Below are 15,538 nucleotides of genomic sequence, written 5' to 3'. Positions count from 1 at the left end.
CATGGAAGAGAAACTGGGGCTGTTTTCGGTGACCATGCCGGAACCTAGCCCGATCTCGGCCCAGGTTTCCAAAGCGTAGCTTTCAAAATGTGATTGTATCTCAAAACATGACGTATTTTTTGTTGCGGGGAACACAAAATTTCAATTTTAACGCTTGCACGCTTTAGTCGCATATCGCAGTCTGTGGCTAATATTATGGGGCGTGAGAAATGCGGCAATTTGTTGTACGGGTAGAGGCAGTTAATCTTGCCTCCTCAATGTTTGATACTGAAGATCTTTCAGCAATTCGCGGTGGAAGTTTCGCTGCGCTGGAAACTCCTGGCGCCCTACTGGGGGCGCTTCACGCGCTACGGGTCCAACCTGTGTTTGCAGGCGCATCGCAAGCTATTGCGGTTGTGGATGCTTCCGACGAGATGACGGTTGCCGGATTGGAAACTGTGCTGGATGCGCTGGCCGCCGGCAGTGACCTGCCGGATGAATTTCCACAAAGAATAGCCCAGGCTTTGCCTTTCCTTACAGTAATCGGCGTGGCCGTGCCCTTTGACGGAAACTTCCAGGCGGCCAGCGCGATGGCAACGGCTCGCCTGCGGCGAAAGCAACTGAGCCGCCTTTCACTCGATGTCGGTGCGCCGCCATCGACGACAGCACACCGCCCCTGCGAGATCGACGGGATACGCCCGGCTGCAGTGTCCATCCGCAAAGGTGACGACAACATAGAGGTTTCGGAAAGCGTTGCGGCGCGGCGGCGGATCGGCATCCAGAGCCGAAGCGGCATATATGGACACGAACTCGCAGATACTGTGGCTGACTTGCAGTTTGCGGACAGCTTCGTCGAACTCATCGAACATTCTCCAGCCGGCCTGCCGCCATCGCTTGCCGGCAAGATGGCCGTGGTAAGGCTGGATGGGAACCAATTCACGCGCGTCCGGGATGCATGGATTGCGAGAGATGCTGACAGTCTACAGGCGGCAGCATCCTTCTCGCAAAAGGTAATTGTTGCGCGTCGCCAATTCCTCGCCGGCATTTTGGCGATGGCAAAGGACGACACGCGCATGCGCACTCCGGGCAACAAACTGCGGCTGGAAACCCTGATGTGGGGTGGCGACGAATCACTGTTCGTCATTCCAGCCTGGAAGGTCCGCGACTTGCTTGACGTCATTGCACAAGACATGGTGGGCGACCACTGGACGCTGGCTCCCGGCCTGAGGCTGACAACCAGCTTTGCGATTCTTGTCTGCAGCGTCAAGACACCGATCGCCATTGCATCACGATTGGCGGAATCCATGCTGTCCGGTTCCAAGCGGCTGAATGACACCGGTACCGTTGAGGATCGCCTCAGCCTTCAGGTCATCGAAAGCATCGAGGCCCCAGCAGGCGATGTCGATGGCTTGCGCAAGCAGCTTCATAACACTGATGCTCCGCAGGCATACACCATTTCCGGCGGCAGCGGCTTACGCCGCTATATCGACATCTGCGATCGGATCACCGATCCACAAAGCGGTCTGCCACGGAGTCAGTTGCAGGGCATCCTCGCACGCGGACGCAATGGCATGGCCCTTGTTGCCTCCGGAGATCCGCCCGTCCATCCCGTGGATGATGCCGTTCGCCGCAGCCGCGCAGAACAGGCCGGCGAGCGGAAGGTCGGCATTGAAGCATTGATCGCGGATTTGCGCGACCCCATACTCGGTGCGGCCGCAGGTTTTGACTATCTGCCCTATCAGCGCCTTGCCGAACTGTGGGACGTATTGCGCCCCTTTGGTCACATCGCTGCCGTGGAGGCTGCCTGAATGCTCATCTATCCGCTGAAGCTTTCTGTGGCTGGCCCGCTGATGGCGACCGGCCTACAGACAAATATCAATGGAATTGATGCCCCCTTCCTTCGGGATCACGCAGGCAACTTCATTATCCCCGGCACACAACTTCGAGGCATTCTGCGCCACGTCCTAGAGGCGATGGCGGAGGCTGCGCCGCATCTGGATATTCCCGAAAAGATTGCTCTTCTCTTCGGTCGACCATCCGGTTCAGCAGGAAGCGGCGGCTTCGAGTCCGGCGCCAAAGACTGGGAACCCGATAGGGGGCATGCCGTGATCTCGGATCTCATTGCCAATCCAATCAAGAACGTTTCAAAGACGATGACGCGAATCGCCGTGGATGATTTCTCCGGCAGCGTGAAGCCAGGGCATCTGCAAATACTCGAACAGCCGGTCGGACTGGGCAAAGTCGTGGAATTCCATGGTACATTGTCACTTCAACTCCCGGAGGATCGGGCCAGCGAGTATCTAAACTGGCTGGCCAAGGCCCTGGCCCTTGTGCCTGCGATCGGCGCCCACAAGAGCGCTGGCTTCGGCCGCGTTGTCGATGCCACGCTCGGCCAGACAGCACAGAACAGAACAGCCGAGACACCCTTCGATTCAAAGACAATCGAGGCTGTCGCCGAGGCCGACGCTGCCGAAGTCATCATAACCTTCGACGGACCATTCCTGATTTCAGCTGAAACATGGAACAGCAACCTGCTGAGTGGAAAAAGCCGCGTTCCCGGATCGGCCATCAAGGCAGTCATTGCGCAGCAGATGGGCGCGAAAGATCCGCAACACAAGCTTCATGAGGTGCTCGCAGATGTCATCATCAGCGAATTCCGTCCATCGAAGCCGGCAGGATCGCGAGGCAAGACGCTGCCTCTGTCATATTTCGCCGTCCAGGGAATGGACGAGTTGGTCGATGCCTTTGACTTTGATCCAGAGGAATGGGCTGCTGATGGCGCTGTCGTGTCGTTTCAGCCCGACTGGAAAGATGACAATATCGCCGTTGCAAGTATGAAAACGCAGTTGAACGATCGATACGAAGAACAGCGGCACGTCAGGACACGAACTGCGATCAGCAAGAATGGCACCGCAGCGACAGGTCAACTGTTCACCTATTCCTCCGTCATTCCCGGGGAGTATGTCTGGAAGGGCATCATACGACGTGGGTCCGCGTCGCGCAAAGCGTTTCTGGCGTTGCTATGCTGCCTGCCCGAGCGGCTGGAAGCTTTCGGCAAGACGCGCACCGGTGCGTCGCTCACCATCGCACCGCTGGCGACGAAATCACGATTGACGGCTAAAGGACGGGTGCGGATCGTTCTTGAGACGGCTGCCTGCCTTCATACTCCCGCTGATCTTCATGGGTTTTCCGATGTCACCGATCCGAGCGAAAGGCTGCGGCGACAGTATCAAGCCTACTTCGCTAACGCGTTGCGACAGGCTGGAGTACAGGATGCGCCAAGCTTTGAGGATGACAGCTTACAGCTTCTTTTCTTTGCGCAGCAGCGTCGGGTGGGCGGCTATCTGGCGGCACGATATCCCGTCACTGACGAAGGTTACTACCCCTGGCTCCTGACCGTTGAAGGATCCGCGTTCGAATTTGTCCTGCCTGATGGCTACGAGCAGGCACTACAGACTTTCTTGGCGGCCGGACTGCCATTGCCTGTCGGCTTCTCGGGTCACCGGAGAAGATGGCAGGGCAACCCATTCGTGCCGGAAAATGGCTACGGCGAGATCCGCATGATGAGTGATTGCTGAGGGATAGGGCCATGTTTCTGGAACACGTGAGATTTTCCTTCGACGTCGAGCTACTGACGGACGCGCATATCGGCAACGGGGGCAGCCTCCCGTTGAAGGCCATGCGCCCCGGTCATATTGTTGATGGAGAGCAAGCTGATGTCGAGGTCGCGACAATAGCAAGGGATGACGCTGGAGATCCGGCCATACCTGCAACATCGCTTAAAGGCTCATTGCGCAAGGCCTTAATCTCACAGATGCACCGCAACGAGCTCGACCACCTCTTCGGCTCCATAAAAAGCGACGCTGAAGGTGCCATGGGTCAGTTCAGCTTCTATGCTGGCGTGTGGGACAGCAAGTCTGTTGGCGATCACTTGGCGCTTCCCTACTGGGAGGCGGTCGCAGGAAGCTGGATCGCAACCCGTGTTGCCATTTCACGCCAGCATGGGGCAGCGGAGCACATGAAGCTGTTCAGCAGCGAAATGTTGCCGGCCTGCTCGGTCTTCCGAATTGATGGTATCTGGTTCGACACGCTTGAGCGCGCGCAAACCCATCTTCCCCGTATCCTGTCACCGCTTGGCGCGCGCGAGGGCTTGCCGATCGGCGCCGGCTCCAGGCTCGGCCAGGGAGGCTTGCGGATGCGCAAGGCGGACAAACAGGTTGCTCTCAGCGTAACCCGCTTCGTAGCGGAAACCGGCAACGTGGAAACCCGCTCCGTAAAGGAAAACCTGACGGTTCGTGCGCCTTCAACGACGCAGCCTTCCGCCACACTGAAACTCACATGTGAGGGGCCTTTTCTGTCCGTTGACCAATCTCGCAAGAAGGGTACCAATGAGGCCAACCGCATCCTGGCGTTGAAGCGGGACCAAGATACTCCAGCACTATATCTTTCATCAATCTCCGGCGCATTGCGTAGCCGTGCTGCATGGTTATCTGCCTGCGAGGGATTGGGAGGAGACGAACGTTTCCGCAAATCGTCCAGTTGGAGCGACGCCTGTGAATTGACACCGGTGGAGAGACTTTTTGGCGTCGGCGGATGGCGCGGTCTCCTGCGCCTGTCTCAGCCGAAGCTCATCTCGGCCAAGGGCCATCGCGATCTGACATCGGTGGCGATCGACAAGTTCTCAGGTGCCGTGCTTGATTCCGCCTTGTTCAGCTACGAAGTGTTTACCGGCGTGGAGCTGGAGCTTTCGCTGATGCTGGAACAGCGAATTGATAAACACGGTACGAGTGTGCCATTTGAGGTCGACAAGCGTCTCTTCGAGATACTGCTGAATGACCTTGCGGGTGATGTATTGCTGCTTGGCCACGCCACTAACCGAGGCTTTGGCTGGTTTGCTGTCGATGCCATCCAACGCCAGGAGGCGACGTGAAATGAGTGCTACCGCTCCCTACAGATTTATCCCGATCGAGCGGGATTTTGTACCCCAGGGGCCTGTTGCCCGTGATGCAATCCGATTTGATAGCCCTCTTGAAGGCTGTAGCGTCAGCGGCGTTTTGAACGTCGATTGGACAGCGCAGACCCCCGTTTGTATCGGCGATGTTGCCGGAGAAGCCAGTGAAAACTCGTCGCGGGTCGTGGAACCGCTGAAGATCGGGCAACGGTACTGCCTCTCAGGCACAAGCCTGCGTGGCATGTTGCGCGCCGTCACGGAGATTATTTCCTTTTCGCATCTCGGCCGCATCAATGCCCAGCACCATCACGGCGAGCGAGATTTTAGCGGCATTGGCCCTTTTCACCAGGTGCGTCCGCAGGACATACAGGCCGGCTGGCTGCGCTGGGAAGAGGACGAGGCGGGCAAGGCAGTATGGAAGATCTATCCTGCGCGAAAGACGAAAGACCAAAGCAAGTTCATATTGACTCCCATTTCGAGCATAGTGGACATCATCCCGGATGCCAATCGGCCGTCTGTTGATCAATGGCTGCAAAGTCTCAGCGTGCAGGAAAAGTACGAAGCGCTCCCTCCCGCCTATCATTTCAACGCTCCAATCAAATGGGTCTATAGCAGGGATGGGGGAGACAGTTCACGGAAGCCGTCAAGACCAGGCTTTGACCGCCCGCGCGTGAGTCTGAAATCGACGGGCAAGTCTTTCTCATCGCCGGATTATCCTATCAAGGATTTCTATCTTGTGCTGACCGGCCCCTTTCAGCAGGAGGCGAAGGGAGCAGCCAAAGGCGGCGAAAATGGAAAGAGAAAGGCAACTGAAGCTCTTTTCCCTGGACCGGGTCCTGAAGGCTTTGCAATACCTAACCATTGGATCAACATTTTCCACCGCATGCATGCCGACAGCAGTCGCGAGGGAGGCAACCCGCGCGGCGCTTGGCGCATGTGGCTGCGTGCCATGGGATGGCAGCATAAACTTGCCGGCTTCAAGGAGGGAATTGACAAGCCCGTGCCTCCTGGATTGGTAAAGCCGCTGCTCGGCATTCCAGTTTTCTGGAAGGGCGATATTGGTATTCTGAAGACGGTAGACCAGAACAATCCGTCGTCGCCGGGCATGCAGGACTTCTGGTTCTCGTTGTCGCGCGTGATGCGGTTGCCGCATGCCTTTTCCGTAGGTCATGTTGCCCAACGGTTGTACGGGGGTGCCGACGCAGCGCCGTACCACGTCCCACTCCTTTCCGAGAGATCCGGCTTCGATCTTGGTCGAGCACTGTTTGGAGAGGTTGATGGTGCCAATATCGAGGCTGGCCGGGATAGTGGCATTGCCCGCAGCGATGGAACAAACCGTGCGGATGCGCAGCGCGGACGCGTCGCCGTCGGCTTTGCCTTTGCGCCTGCCGCAACCAAGCCAGAGAGGGAAGTGAAGCGAGGCGTATTCGGCCAGCCACGGGAGAGCTTCTGGCCATTTTACCTGAGACACATGGACGGCGTTGCGCAAGCCGGCAGTCGCAAAGACCTAACCGCCAGCTATTCATCCAACGGAGCAATCCCGGCTGGACGCAAGCGCACATTGGTGCGGCGCACCGCTATCGATTTCCCACAAGGCAATGGCAATGAGGACGTGAAAAGCGGGATACGCTTCCTGCCGACCGGGACGCGTTTCACTGGTCAAATCCGCTTTCACAATCTGCATCCAGTCGAACTTGGCGCGTTGATTTACGCCCTCAGTCTCGGCAGGCCAGACGGTTCGCGGTGGCATCAAATCGGCAAGGCCAAAGCCATGGGCCATGGAGCGCTGTCGGCGCAGGTGTCCTTTGCGAGAGCACCACGCATTACCGGCCTGTTGCCCGAGGAACTGGATCAGAAAAAGCCCGAGATTTTAGAGCCTTGGATGAAGCTTTTTTGCACATGGATGTCGGATCAGCTGGGGAGGCATGGGTTGCCGTCTTTCGGTGACCATGCATCGATCAAGGCCCTCCATGCGACGGCTAATCCCGCAACAGCCGCCCAACTATCATCGAACCTCGGCACAGGTGATATTCCTATGTTCAAGAGGATCCGCGACGATTTGAAGGCAGCTCGAGATGGTTCCTGGGACGGACCCTATCCCCTGGCTGGACCCTAGTCCCGTTCCGGACATCGCCAACGGCCGATCTCAGCATATTTTATCACCGGTATGCGATGTTGGGCTGTGCAGAAGCTGCACAGCCCTCTTTCATCGTAGGCTCTGCCAAGCTGGGCTCATTCAAGTCCAATCTTCTGAAATCGAATAGATTTTATTCGATTTATTCCGCTCAGTCTCAATCGAGGTCCACGAGAAACCAAGAGCTTGGTATGTGGAAGTTTTCTATCTATCTGAATTTAAAGAAAAATACACAACGACTATGTAGAAGTATGAGCAATATGACGTTCGTGTGGCGCAGATTTGGTGCGGTATGTGGAAACAGCTTGATTGATGTGAGATATTCTAAGATCTTACAGATGTTAGGTGAACGGTTTCATCCCGCATGGTAGGGAACTGAAACGTGGAGGAGTATTTCGGGAAATCGGCGATGCGAAAAAAAAAAGTGAACGGTTTCATCCCGCATGGTAGGGAACTGAAACCCTGCACGTTCAATGCCTGAAGCGGCAAGTACGGTGAACGGTTTCATCCCGCATGGTAGGGAACTGAAACAGGAATTCCTGATTGTTCAATCCAATATAGTGTGAACGGTTTCATCCCGCATGGTAGGGAACTGAAACTCGGGCGCGTTGCACGAGCCTTCATGGCGAGGAGGGTGAACGGTTTCATCCCGCATGGTAGGGAACTGAAACATGGAGACCACCCAGAGCCATACCGCGAGAGACGCGGTGAATGGTTTCATCCCGCATGGTAGGGAACTGAAACTGCGAATCGCAGGTGAACGTCAGGTTGTACTGTGAACGGTTTCATCCCGCATGGTAGGGAACTGAAACCCGCAGGCGTTCGGCTTCTGCTTCGGCTGTGCTGTGAATGGTCTCATCCCGCTTGGAAACGAGCTGGGTGAGCGCGTTTGTCTGAATCGTGATTGCCGGGAAATCGGAGTTAGGGTCTGAATTCCAGCCCTTGGAACAGCTTGCGATACCCATATCGGGATTGTTATTTTTTGATGAGAACAACAATACCAATGGTCAGAGCCACCGCAGCCAAACAGACAAGGAAAACCTGCGCGCTCCCTTCAACCCCGGCCAGCATTCCAAAAAACGCGACAATCCCTGTCAGGACTGCGCCAGTCAGAAGCATGACAGGCACGATAGCGAGCCCGATTTCCGACAGGCCGATCAGTAAAAACAGTAACAATAGAATAAAAATGACCACGGTGAGATCTCCAGTTGACGGCGATCATACCCCGCCCCGCGGGACAGGGCGCGCAAGACAGCAAGAACGTTTTGTAGACATCTTGTGACCTACGCCAAATCGGGACGAGGAAACCTGATTTACGTCTTGCGAGAGCTTTAAAATTCCGCTCTGTTGCCGCTTAGGACTGTCTTCAGGGGTAAATATGCTGGATCGCGGCAAAAGCTTTGCGCAACTCGTCTATCAAGTCCTGGTTGTGGAGAGGAAACTGACAGTTGCCACGGCTGCGGCAGAGATTGGGCTGGGCTACGATGCGTTTCATGCGCGCATCAGTGGTCGTACGCTTTTTTCAGCCGATGAGATTTCCAAGCTCATCGCAGCGGTTCCAGATGCGCGCCTGGTGGCCTACCTGCTACGGGACAGCAGCTTTACAGCTGTTGAACGCATCAAAGATCCGCTTGAAAACCCTGAGGATAGCGTTGTCAGGGCAACGCACCGCATCCTGATAGAGACCGCCGATGTGCTGGAGGCCGTAGACGAGGCGCTTCAAGACAAGCGCATAGACCACCGTGACGCTTTATCTATCCAGAAAGAAATCGAGGTTGCAGAAAGGGCGCTTGTCTCTCTGCGCGAACATGTTCGCAACTTGACAAGATGATGCTCGATCAACAATTCCGGCCAGTGCTTTTGCTGGCGGGTGATCTTCTCGTGCTCCATGAGTTTTCCAAGATCTTGCCATGCAATAGGACCTGCCACAGATGACCATGCGCCAATACGGCAATGCACGGGCCGAAGATATTCAACTCAAAAGCGGAAGAGTGACACTGATATGGCCACTGACGCTCCATCTGCATGACCCGCCCGAGCGATCGTCCGTGGTCGACTACACGTCAGACGGAATCGCCAACGACATTCGAGACGCCTACGAAGCGGCAAACGGGCACTCTCGCACCCATATGTGGGAGCCTGTGATCGATCCACTGTGCCACTACCCACGTCCGGAACGGCCAAAGGAAAGCTCAAAAGAAGCCGAAGCGGCGTATGCAGCGCGGTTGACTGCCTGGGAAAATGAGGCATACGCGGAAGCGGTTTACTTTCACGAATTTGTCCAGGCATTTCTCTATCGACAGCATGAAAGCAAAGACAAGCTCGCGCCATTTCGACTGTTTCGGCGCAGCGATGTGCGTGCGGCAAAGATCGTCTTTCAGGTCGGGAGCGGGCAAGTCGAGAAGACTGTCGAAGTTGAGCGCGTCAACCTCTACATTTTCCGCACGGGCGTAGCGCTTTTTACAATGGACATGGTGATACCCCAGATCGGTGAAGCGTCCAGCTGCGGCTGGTCCTTGGCTGAATTTCAGAATTTCCATGATTGCGTACGACGGCTTTACGCGCCCTATTTTCTCAACAACGGAGCGTTTCGTTGCCAGGGGCCGCTTGTAGTCAAGCGGGTTGAGTGGCTTGGGGAAGATCGTCAGATCCTTCACCGGCTCGACGGAACCTATCACTGCTACGACCTGGCAGGTGACGTCACCCAGGTGGATGATTTTGTTGGAAATGAGTTGTCGAGAGGGCAACGCTACCCTCCGATATTCCGGCACTGGCGTGCCCTGCTGCCGAGGGAGATGGCGCTCGCACCTTATGATGACGCATGTCGTCCTAAACATGCCGTTGTTACGCAGGAGGGAGATCTCAGTGCCTGCGCCCGCTGGCATCACGTCGTGGATGAGCGGATGCCGACGCTCGCCATGGTCGACGTAACCGACATGGCAGGTGGCAGTTCGCGATTTGAGCAGATCAACCGCGGCGATTTCATTCGCTTGTGCTTTGCCGATTCTAGCGGCGCCGACAGATTCCCGTACGACGAAGCCTTCGTTGAAAACTTCGAAAAGGACCATTGCTACGATCGCTTTTTTTCCACCGGAACGCGGATGATGGTGTGCGGGTACAGTTTCGTCGCAGTGTCCGGAGGTAACTTTGCAGGTATCCTGTCAACGCATATGAAGCGCCACTATTTCCAGATGGCCCTGATGGCGCATATGGAGGTGGCAAGTCTACTCGGCTTTTCCGGTCAGATCTCCCGCGCTGTCCAGCGCTTCGGCAATGAAGTTGCAGTGCAATCAGAGGAAAAATTCGAACACGCCATGGCCGCGATCCAAGAGCAGTTCCTGCTGTTCATCCACCGCTTCCGCTTTACGGGGGTGACAAACCAGCTACAGGGCGCGGAACTTTACGATCTGTGGCGCAAGCATTTGCGAGCGCAGGGGCTGTTTCAGGACGTCGAGTCGGAGGTTTCAGTTGCCAATGACTACCTACAGGCGCGTGCCGACAGACGCACCAGCAATGCGGGAGAAAAGCTGGCTGTCGTTGGTGCAATCGCGGTCCTGATCGGCACGATAATCGGCCTTTTGGGAATGAACCTATTTTTTGACAGTGGCATATGGGGGCCAATGACCCCAGGAGAGGGATGGAAAAGCTTCAAGAAGCTGGCACCCGTCCATGTCGGTGTAGCTGGAACAGTTACATTTTTCACGGGCGGCGTTGGCCTAGTTTGGCTGTGGCCCCGATCCGGCCGCAGACAGTTGCACGCTCTGGACGCTGTACAAAAATTCTCGATATTCCTCGTGGCCTTAGGAGCGCTTATGGCCGCTGCCTCTGCTTTTGCTCTAAGGGGCGTCTGACCGAATGCCGACGATCATGGAACTGCTGAAGGCTCGTGGTGCCTATTTGCTGCCCGGCGCAACCGAACCAGGGCGTCTCAGCCGGCGCCTCTACCTCTCACGCCGCATAGCTTCGTCGTACGCAGAGTTCGAACCAATCCGTGACGGACTGCTCGGGCGGGGAGAGCTTCATCTCACCTCCGTGGCAAAAGCTTTCCTGGTGACAATGGAAGATTTCGGTGTTGCACATATCGAGTCGGGTGTCTGGCGAGCAGCGAATGGAGAGGCCCGGAAATATCTCTCCGGAGGCTGGCTTGAGGAATATGTTGCCTCGGCCGTGTTCGAAGCGAGGGCCGATGAAGTTTTCTGTGGCCAAAAAATTGCGTGGGAGGCAGCCGGCTTTCGGGGTGAGAATGAAGTGGATGTGCTTGCTCGCTTCGGCGAAAAATTGTTCTTCTGTTCCTGCAAGGCATTGAAGCTAAGGCTTGAAGGAAATGATGTGCGAACACGCGAGCGCCTGATGGATGCTCTGCATGAAGCCGATAATCTTGCGGACCATTTCGCGCGCTCAGATGCGCTTGTAGCTCTCGCGGTAACGACAGATCTCATTGATGAAGCGCGCGGTGGGGTTCGCTTTGAACCCCTGCATGGCAAAGGCGCAGCCCTCGGCGTTCACATTCTCAGCGCTGAGAAACTCTCCTGGCCCGTGCTTGTCAGGGAAGTTCAGCGCTTATTTGCGGATCAGCCGCACGCTTGAAGGTCAGAGTCGATCCTGCCTCTGCACATCACAGGGCCTTCCAGCCTTGGCTGCGCGCTCATTCCCCTCCGATGCAACCACCGCATTGAGGGACTTTCCTCGACCTACGCTCACCAGCCCAAAATTGCTGCGCTGACGCGACTTGCGGCGTTCGCCGTGCCCGGAATAACAAGGTGGGTGGGTTGCAAGATCAGGGGAATTCTCATGAGCCGCAGAAACAGGATCTCGCCGTTCGGAAACATTGAATTTTCAGATGCGAAAGGGTCCTTCATGGGCAACCGCAGGATTTTGGTCGACGCGGCTGGACAGGTTCGCAAGACCCATGCGCACAAGAACTGGATCTGCTGCACCCTGGTCTCGAAGACAGGAAAGCGCGTGACGTTCGACGCACAGGATCACTACACGCCCCTCTTTTTCTGGGACGAGGCTGTTGCGCTTGCAGCGGGCCACCGCCCATGCGCGGAATGTCGCAATGCCGATTACAAGGCGTTCAAGCGCGCATTTGTCGCGGCGACGGGAGATGGCGACGACAACGCCGTGAAGGCCGGCCAGATCGACGCGAGACTGCATGCAGACCGGCTGGAGGGAAAGGCCAAGAAGACCTTTCGGGCGCGCCTTCTCGACTTGCCGGCTGCCTGCTTTTTTGCCTTGGCCGATCAGCCGGATCTGGCCTACCTCTGGCATGGCGGGAGGGCCCTTCCCTGGAGCCATCACGGGTATGGGCCGTCACTTGCCTTGGATCCGGATACAACCGTAGAGGTTCTGACGCCGAAGTTCACCGTCGCTATCCTGGCAGCGGGCTATGCCCCGCAACTTCACTTGCCTCCGGCACCGAACTGAACGGATCTGGGACGAACAGGATTTCAACGGTCTGTCAGCTCACGCCCCATAAGCCATCACGCCGCCCTTCCCCGCCCGCGTTTGGCCTTCGGCGCCGCCTCGCGCTCGGCGCGGATGCGGGCGAGCAGGTGTTCGGCGGGTTCGTCATCTTCGTCCTGGGGGACCAGTTCGCCGCGAAAGGCTTTGGCCAGGATCGCCTCGTCCAGCCTGCCCACCAGGCCCAGCGCGCGCTTTGCCTCTTTTGCCAGCCGGTCGATTTTGGCGAAGGCGGATTCGATGCGGCGGACGATTTCGTGTTGTTCTTCAAGGGGCGCAACAGGTAAGCGAACTGCGGCCAGGATTTCGAGGTTGATGTTCTTCTGAGCGGTGGCTGGGGCGAACTGAGAAATCCGCTCCTTCGCTGTCCTTAGAAAGAATTCTGCGTATTTGGGCAGCATCTTGTCTTCATCACCGGAGAAGCCGACCACACTATCCGGGAAACAGGCGGGGTAGCTCAGCAAGGCAGTCTCAGCGATATTGGCTGCGATGGTGATGCAAAGCGTCTCAGGCGGCCAGAGCTTGCTTTGCTTGAGGCCGAACTCGCTATAAGCCTGAGAATGTTCACGGACATACTGATCGGCGGCTCGGACATCTCCGGTTTGAATGAATGGGAATGGGCCATCGTATAGTCTGGGATCGTTGCGTGGACGGTGCTTCGATTTGCCCCGGTCTAAATCTCCTATTGACGGGAAGGTTAACCATTCCCATGACGTCGGCAGATCGTAAGGCGCATCAAATGATTGCTCCAGGGATAACCGGTACGCAGGCTTCATCTGCTGTGCCTGCCGCGGCCTGACTGGGGCCAAACCTCCCGCGAGATAGCGCCACTCCCGCGTCAACTCCCCGCTGAACGCCTTGCTGAGCACGGCCTGCTTGTAGCGGGAGACGAGGGTTTCGATGCGGGCGAGTTCGGTGCGGGCGCGGGCGGATTTCGCGTTCAGCGCATCCAGCTTGGCCACGATGCGCTTTTGCTCGGCTAGGGGTGGGAGGGGAACAGTGTGGTTGAGCAGATCGCTGTCTGTAATTGCTGGATAGAGAGTCCCGTCCTGCTTCAGGCTAAGTGGACGGATGAACCCTTCCGATCGAACAAGGGCGAACAAAAAATCTGATAGAACTGCTTGCGAGGGCCGCAGCACCGCAATGCCAGTTGAAGTGATTTCGCCGTCCAACTCATCGGGCACCAAAGCGATGTTCTTCAGATACGTCCTGACGGTCGAGAACAAGACATCTCCGCGCCGGATTCTCCGTTTCGCCCTGGACGGCGCGTCACGGCCAACGATTGTCTTAGGGTTTTCAATTGAGAAGGTTTTATTGTTAATCGAGCCGATGTCGACGTACTGAAACTCGAGGTCGCCCTCTTTAGTCGGATCGCAGCTTTCCGTGGGCTGGACTACTTCCCGCACTTCAGCCTCAACCCACCCCCTCGGCAGCTCGCTCATTCCGCCGCCTCCGGCAGTTCATCGTCCAGCTCCGCCATCAGCGCATCGATCTCCAGCGTCGCGGCCTGAAGATGGCCGAGGATGGCGGCGGCGATGTCGTCGGGTTCGATAAGGCCTTCTTCCGCTTCTTCCTCTGCCTCGCGCAGCCAGGCGATATCGAGATTGTCGCCACGGGCGGCGATGGCCTCGCGGGTGAACATGCGCCAGCGGCCGGTTTCGCCTTCATCGGGGCCGCGCTCCTTGCCATAGGGATCCTTGCCGAAGGCCTGTTCGAAGCCTTCGAAATGGGCTTCCGTCAGTGGCGTGGTCTTGCCGAATTTAGGCATCTGGGCCCGCAGGTCATAGATCCAGACGGATTTGGTGTTGCCGGTCTCGGTCTTGGCCCTCGTCAGGAAGATGACATTGGTCTTGACGCCCTGGGCGTAGAAGATCCCGGTCGGCAGGCGCAGGATGGTGTGCAGGTCGCACCAGTCCATCATCATCCGGCGCAGTTCCTTGCCGCGCCCGTCGTCGAACAACACATTGTCGGGCACGACGATCGCCGCGCGGCCGCCGGGCTGAAGCGCGCGGATGCAGTGTTCGACGAAGGGAAGCTGGTAGGAGGAGACGCTCGCCGTGACGCAGAGGTCATCGCGGGTCGGGGCGCCGCCCGCCGGGCCGAAGGGCGGATTGGTGAGGATGAGATCGGCGCGGCCGAGCCCCTTGCCTTTGTCAGACAGCGTGTCGCCGAGATCGACATAGTCGCCGTCGATGTCGTGCAGATAGAGGTTCATCAGCAGCATGCGCAGCGTACCGGGCACGTTTTCCATGCCGTGGATGGCGCGACGCTTCTGAAAATCCTGTTCCTTCTCGCCCAGCGCTAGATAATCGTCGGTTGTCGCCTTCATGTAGCGATCGGCGGCAATCAGGAAGCCGCCCGTGCCGGAGGCGGGATCCTGGATGACTTCGCCGGGCTTCGGCTGCATGAGGCGGACCAGAAGCTCGATCAACACTCGGGGGGTAAAATACTGCCCGGCGCCGCGCTTGGTTTCCTCCGCATTCTTCTGCAACAGGCCTTCATAGAGATCACCAAACTGGTCGCGCTCTTCGGAGAACCAGTCAAGCTCATCGATGGCGGTGACCAGCGTCGTCAGATTCTGCGGTTCGCGCAGGAAGGTGGAAGCGTTGTCGAAGATCTTCTGCACCATCTCCGGCAGCGGACGGGCATCGGCATAACGCTTGCGCTCTTCCGGACTGGCACCTTCGCCGGGAGGCAGCACGAGAGCGTCGTCCTGTCCCAGCTTCGTGCTGGCGGCGCCGAGGGTGACGAGAACCTTGCGGTAATGTTCAAGTTTGCGCAGGCCATTCTCCGCGACCAGATCCGTCCAGCGCATGCCCTTGGGCAGGCTGCCCGTCTCGCGGTTCCGCTCGGCCATCATCTTCAAGAACAGCAGATAGGTCAGCTCGGTGACATATTGCTGATAGGTGATGCCGTCCTTGCGCAGGACCGTGCAGAGGCGCCAGAGTTTTTGGACGATGGCATTGGCATTCATGGCATGATTCTCATCTGATCCGGGATCGTGATTGCGG

The 15,538-nt window shown here is 57.2% G+C and carries 11 protein-coding genes and 2 CRISPR repeat arrays (1 of these 13 cut by a window edge); of the genes, 8 read left to right on the top strand and 3 right to left on the bottom strand.

Annotated features, from left to right (window positions below):
* A CRISPR array of direct repeats spans positions 1–19; the repeat unit is 36 nt (it extends 667 nt beyond the left edge of the window).
* A 394-nt stretch (positions 20–413) separates the two neighbouring features.
* The 4 genes from LQ231_RS23570 to LQ231_RS23555 are packed head-to-tail and all read left to right on the top strand — an operon-like array spanning position 414 to position 7,046.
* Positions 414–1,787: a hypothetical protein gene (locus LQ231_RS23570; protein ID WP_230174372.1), complete on the top strand. Its 1,374-nt coding sequence runs from the start codon at positions 414–416 to the stop codon at positions 1,785–1,787.
* Positions 1,788–3,557, top strand: coding sequence for an RAMP superfamily CRISPR-associated protein (locus LQ231_RS23565; protein ID WP_230174369.1), 1,770 nt, complete (start codon positions 1,788–1,790; stop codon positions 3,555–3,557). It begins immediately after the preceding gene.
* An 11-nt stretch (positions 3,558–3,568) separates the two neighbouring features.
* Entirely contained in the window at positions 3,569–4,909 is a 1,341-nt protein-coding gene (locus tag LQ231_RS23560) for an RAMP superfamily CRISPR-associated protein (RefSeq protein ID WP_230174367.1), read from the top strand.
* Between the two features lies 1 nt (position 4,910).
* Complete coding sequence (locus tag LQ231_RS23555) at positions 4,911–7,046, top strand: hypothetical protein (protein ID WP_230174365.1); 2,136 nt, start codon at positions 4,911–4,913, stop codon at positions 7,044–7,046.
* A 363-nt stretch (positions 7,047–7,409) separates the two neighbouring features.
* Positions 7,410–7,946: direct repeats of the CRISPR family, unit length 37 nt; unit sequence GTGAACGGTTTCATCCCGCATGGTAGGGAACTGAAAC.
* A gap of 93 nt (positions 7,947–8,039) precedes the next feature.
* On the opposite strand, the gene LQ231_RS23550 is transcribed toward LQ231_RS23555, so the two are convergent.
* Positions 8,040–8,258: a hypothetical protein gene (locus LQ231_RS23550; RefSeq protein ID WP_230174363.1), complete on the bottom strand. Its 219-nt coding sequence runs from the start codon at positions 8,256–8,258 to the stop codon at positions 8,040–8,042.
* Positions 8,259–8,442: 184 nt separating this feature from the next.
* On the opposite strand from LQ231_RS23550, the gene LQ231_RS23545 reads away from it, so the two are divergent.
* The 4 genes from LQ231_RS23545 to LQ231_RS23530 all read left to right on the top strand — a co-directional run bounded on the left by LQ231_RS23545 (position 8,443) and on the right by LQ231_RS23530 (position 12,491).
* The gene (locus tag LQ231_RS23545) at positions 8,443–8,895 is read left to right on the top strand and encodes a phage regulatory CII family protein (RefSeq protein ID WP_230174361.1); all 453 of its coding nucleotides are present in this window, start codon (positions 8,443–8,445) and stop codon (positions 8,893–8,895) included.
* 100 nt (positions 8,896–8,995) lie between these two features.
* Positions 8,996–10,915: a hypothetical protein gene (locus LQ231_RS23540; protein ID WP_230174360.1), complete on the top strand. Its 1,920-nt coding sequence runs from the start codon at positions 8,996–8,998 to the stop codon at positions 10,913–10,915.
* A 4-nt stretch (positions 10,916–10,919) separates the two neighbouring features.
* On the top strand, positions 10,920–11,651 hold the full coding sequence (locus tag LQ231_RS23535) for a DUF1887 family CARF protein (protein ID WP_230174359.1): 732 nt from the start codon (positions 10,920–10,922) through the stop codon (positions 11,649–11,651).
* Between the two features lie 204 nt (positions 11,652–11,855).
* Positions 11,856–12,491, top strand: a complete 636-nt coding sequence (locus LQ231_RS23530) for a hypothetical protein (protein WP_230174358.1) — start codon at positions 11,856–11,858, stop codon at positions 12,489–12,491.
* 56 nt (positions 12,492–12,547) lie between these two features.
* Here LQ231_RS23530 and LQ231_RS23525 read toward each other — a convergent pair whose 3' ends face one another.
* Positions 12,548–13,969: a restriction endonuclease subunit S gene (locus LQ231_RS23525; protein ID WP_230174357.1), complete on the bottom strand. Its 1,422-nt coding sequence runs from the start codon at positions 13,967–13,969 to the stop codon at positions 12,548–12,550.
* Positions 13,966–15,501 carry an N-6 DNA methylase gene (locus LQ231_RS23520; protein WP_230174355.1) on the bottom strand — a complete coding sequence of 512 codons (1,536 nt, stop codon included), beginning with the start codon at positions 15,499–15,501 and terminating at the stop codon, positions 13,966–13,968. Before LQ231_RS23520 ends, LQ231_RS23525 begins: the two co-directional genes overlap by 4 nt.
* Between the last annotated feature and the right edge of the window lie 37 nt (positions 15,502–15,538).

The organism is Rhizobium sp. CECT 9324, assembly GCF_918741265.1.
Classification (GTDB): Bacteria; Pseudomonadota; Alphaproteobacteria; order Rhizobiales; family Rhizobiaceae; genus Allorhizobium.
The sequence above is the reverse complement of the archived record's forward strand: the minus strand, read 5'-3'. Positions and strand labels throughout refer to the sequence as shown.

Bases quoted from the DNA above. Each gene is read 5' to 3' on its own strand.
- LQ231_RS23570 (WP_230174372.1), top strand. From the start codon at position 414: ATGACGGTTGCCGGATTGGAAACTGTGCTGGATGCGCTGGCCGCCGGC.
- LQ231_RS23565 (WP_230174369.1), top strand. From the start codon at position 1,788: ATGCTCATCTATCCGCTGAAGCTTTCTGTGGCTGGCCCGCTGATGGCG.
- LQ231_RS23560 (WP_230174367.1), top strand. From the start codon at position 3,569: ATGTTTCTGGAACACGTGAGATTTTCCTTCGACGTCGAGCTACTGACG.
- LQ231_RS23555 (WP_230174365.1), top strand. From the start codon at position 4,911: ATGAGTGCTACCGCTCCCTACAGATTTATCCCGATCGAGCGGGATTTT.
- LQ231_RS23545 (WP_230174361.1), top strand. From the start codon at position 8,443: ATGCTGGATCGCGGCAAAAGCTTTGCGCAACTCGTCTATCAAGTCCTG.
- LQ231_RS23540 (WP_230174360.1), top strand. From the start codon at position 8,996: ATGACCATGCGCCAATACGGCAATGCACGGGCCGAAGATATTCAACTC.
- LQ231_RS23535 (WP_230174359.1), top strand. From the start codon at position 10,920: ATGCCGACGATCATGGAACTGCTGAAGGCTCGTGGTGCCTATTTGCTG.
- LQ231_RS23530 (WP_230174358.1), top strand. From the start codon at position 11,856: ATGAGCCGCAGAAACAGGATCTCGCCGTTCGGAAACATTGAATTTTCA.
- LQ231_RS23525 (WP_230174357.1), bottom strand. From the start codon at position 13,969: ATGAGCGAGCTGCCGAGGGGGTGGGTTGAGGCTGAAGTGCGGGAAGTA.
- LQ231_RS23520 (WP_230174355.1), bottom strand. From the start codon at position 15,501: ATGAATGCCAATGCCATCGTCCAAAAACTCTGGCGCCTCTGCACGGTC.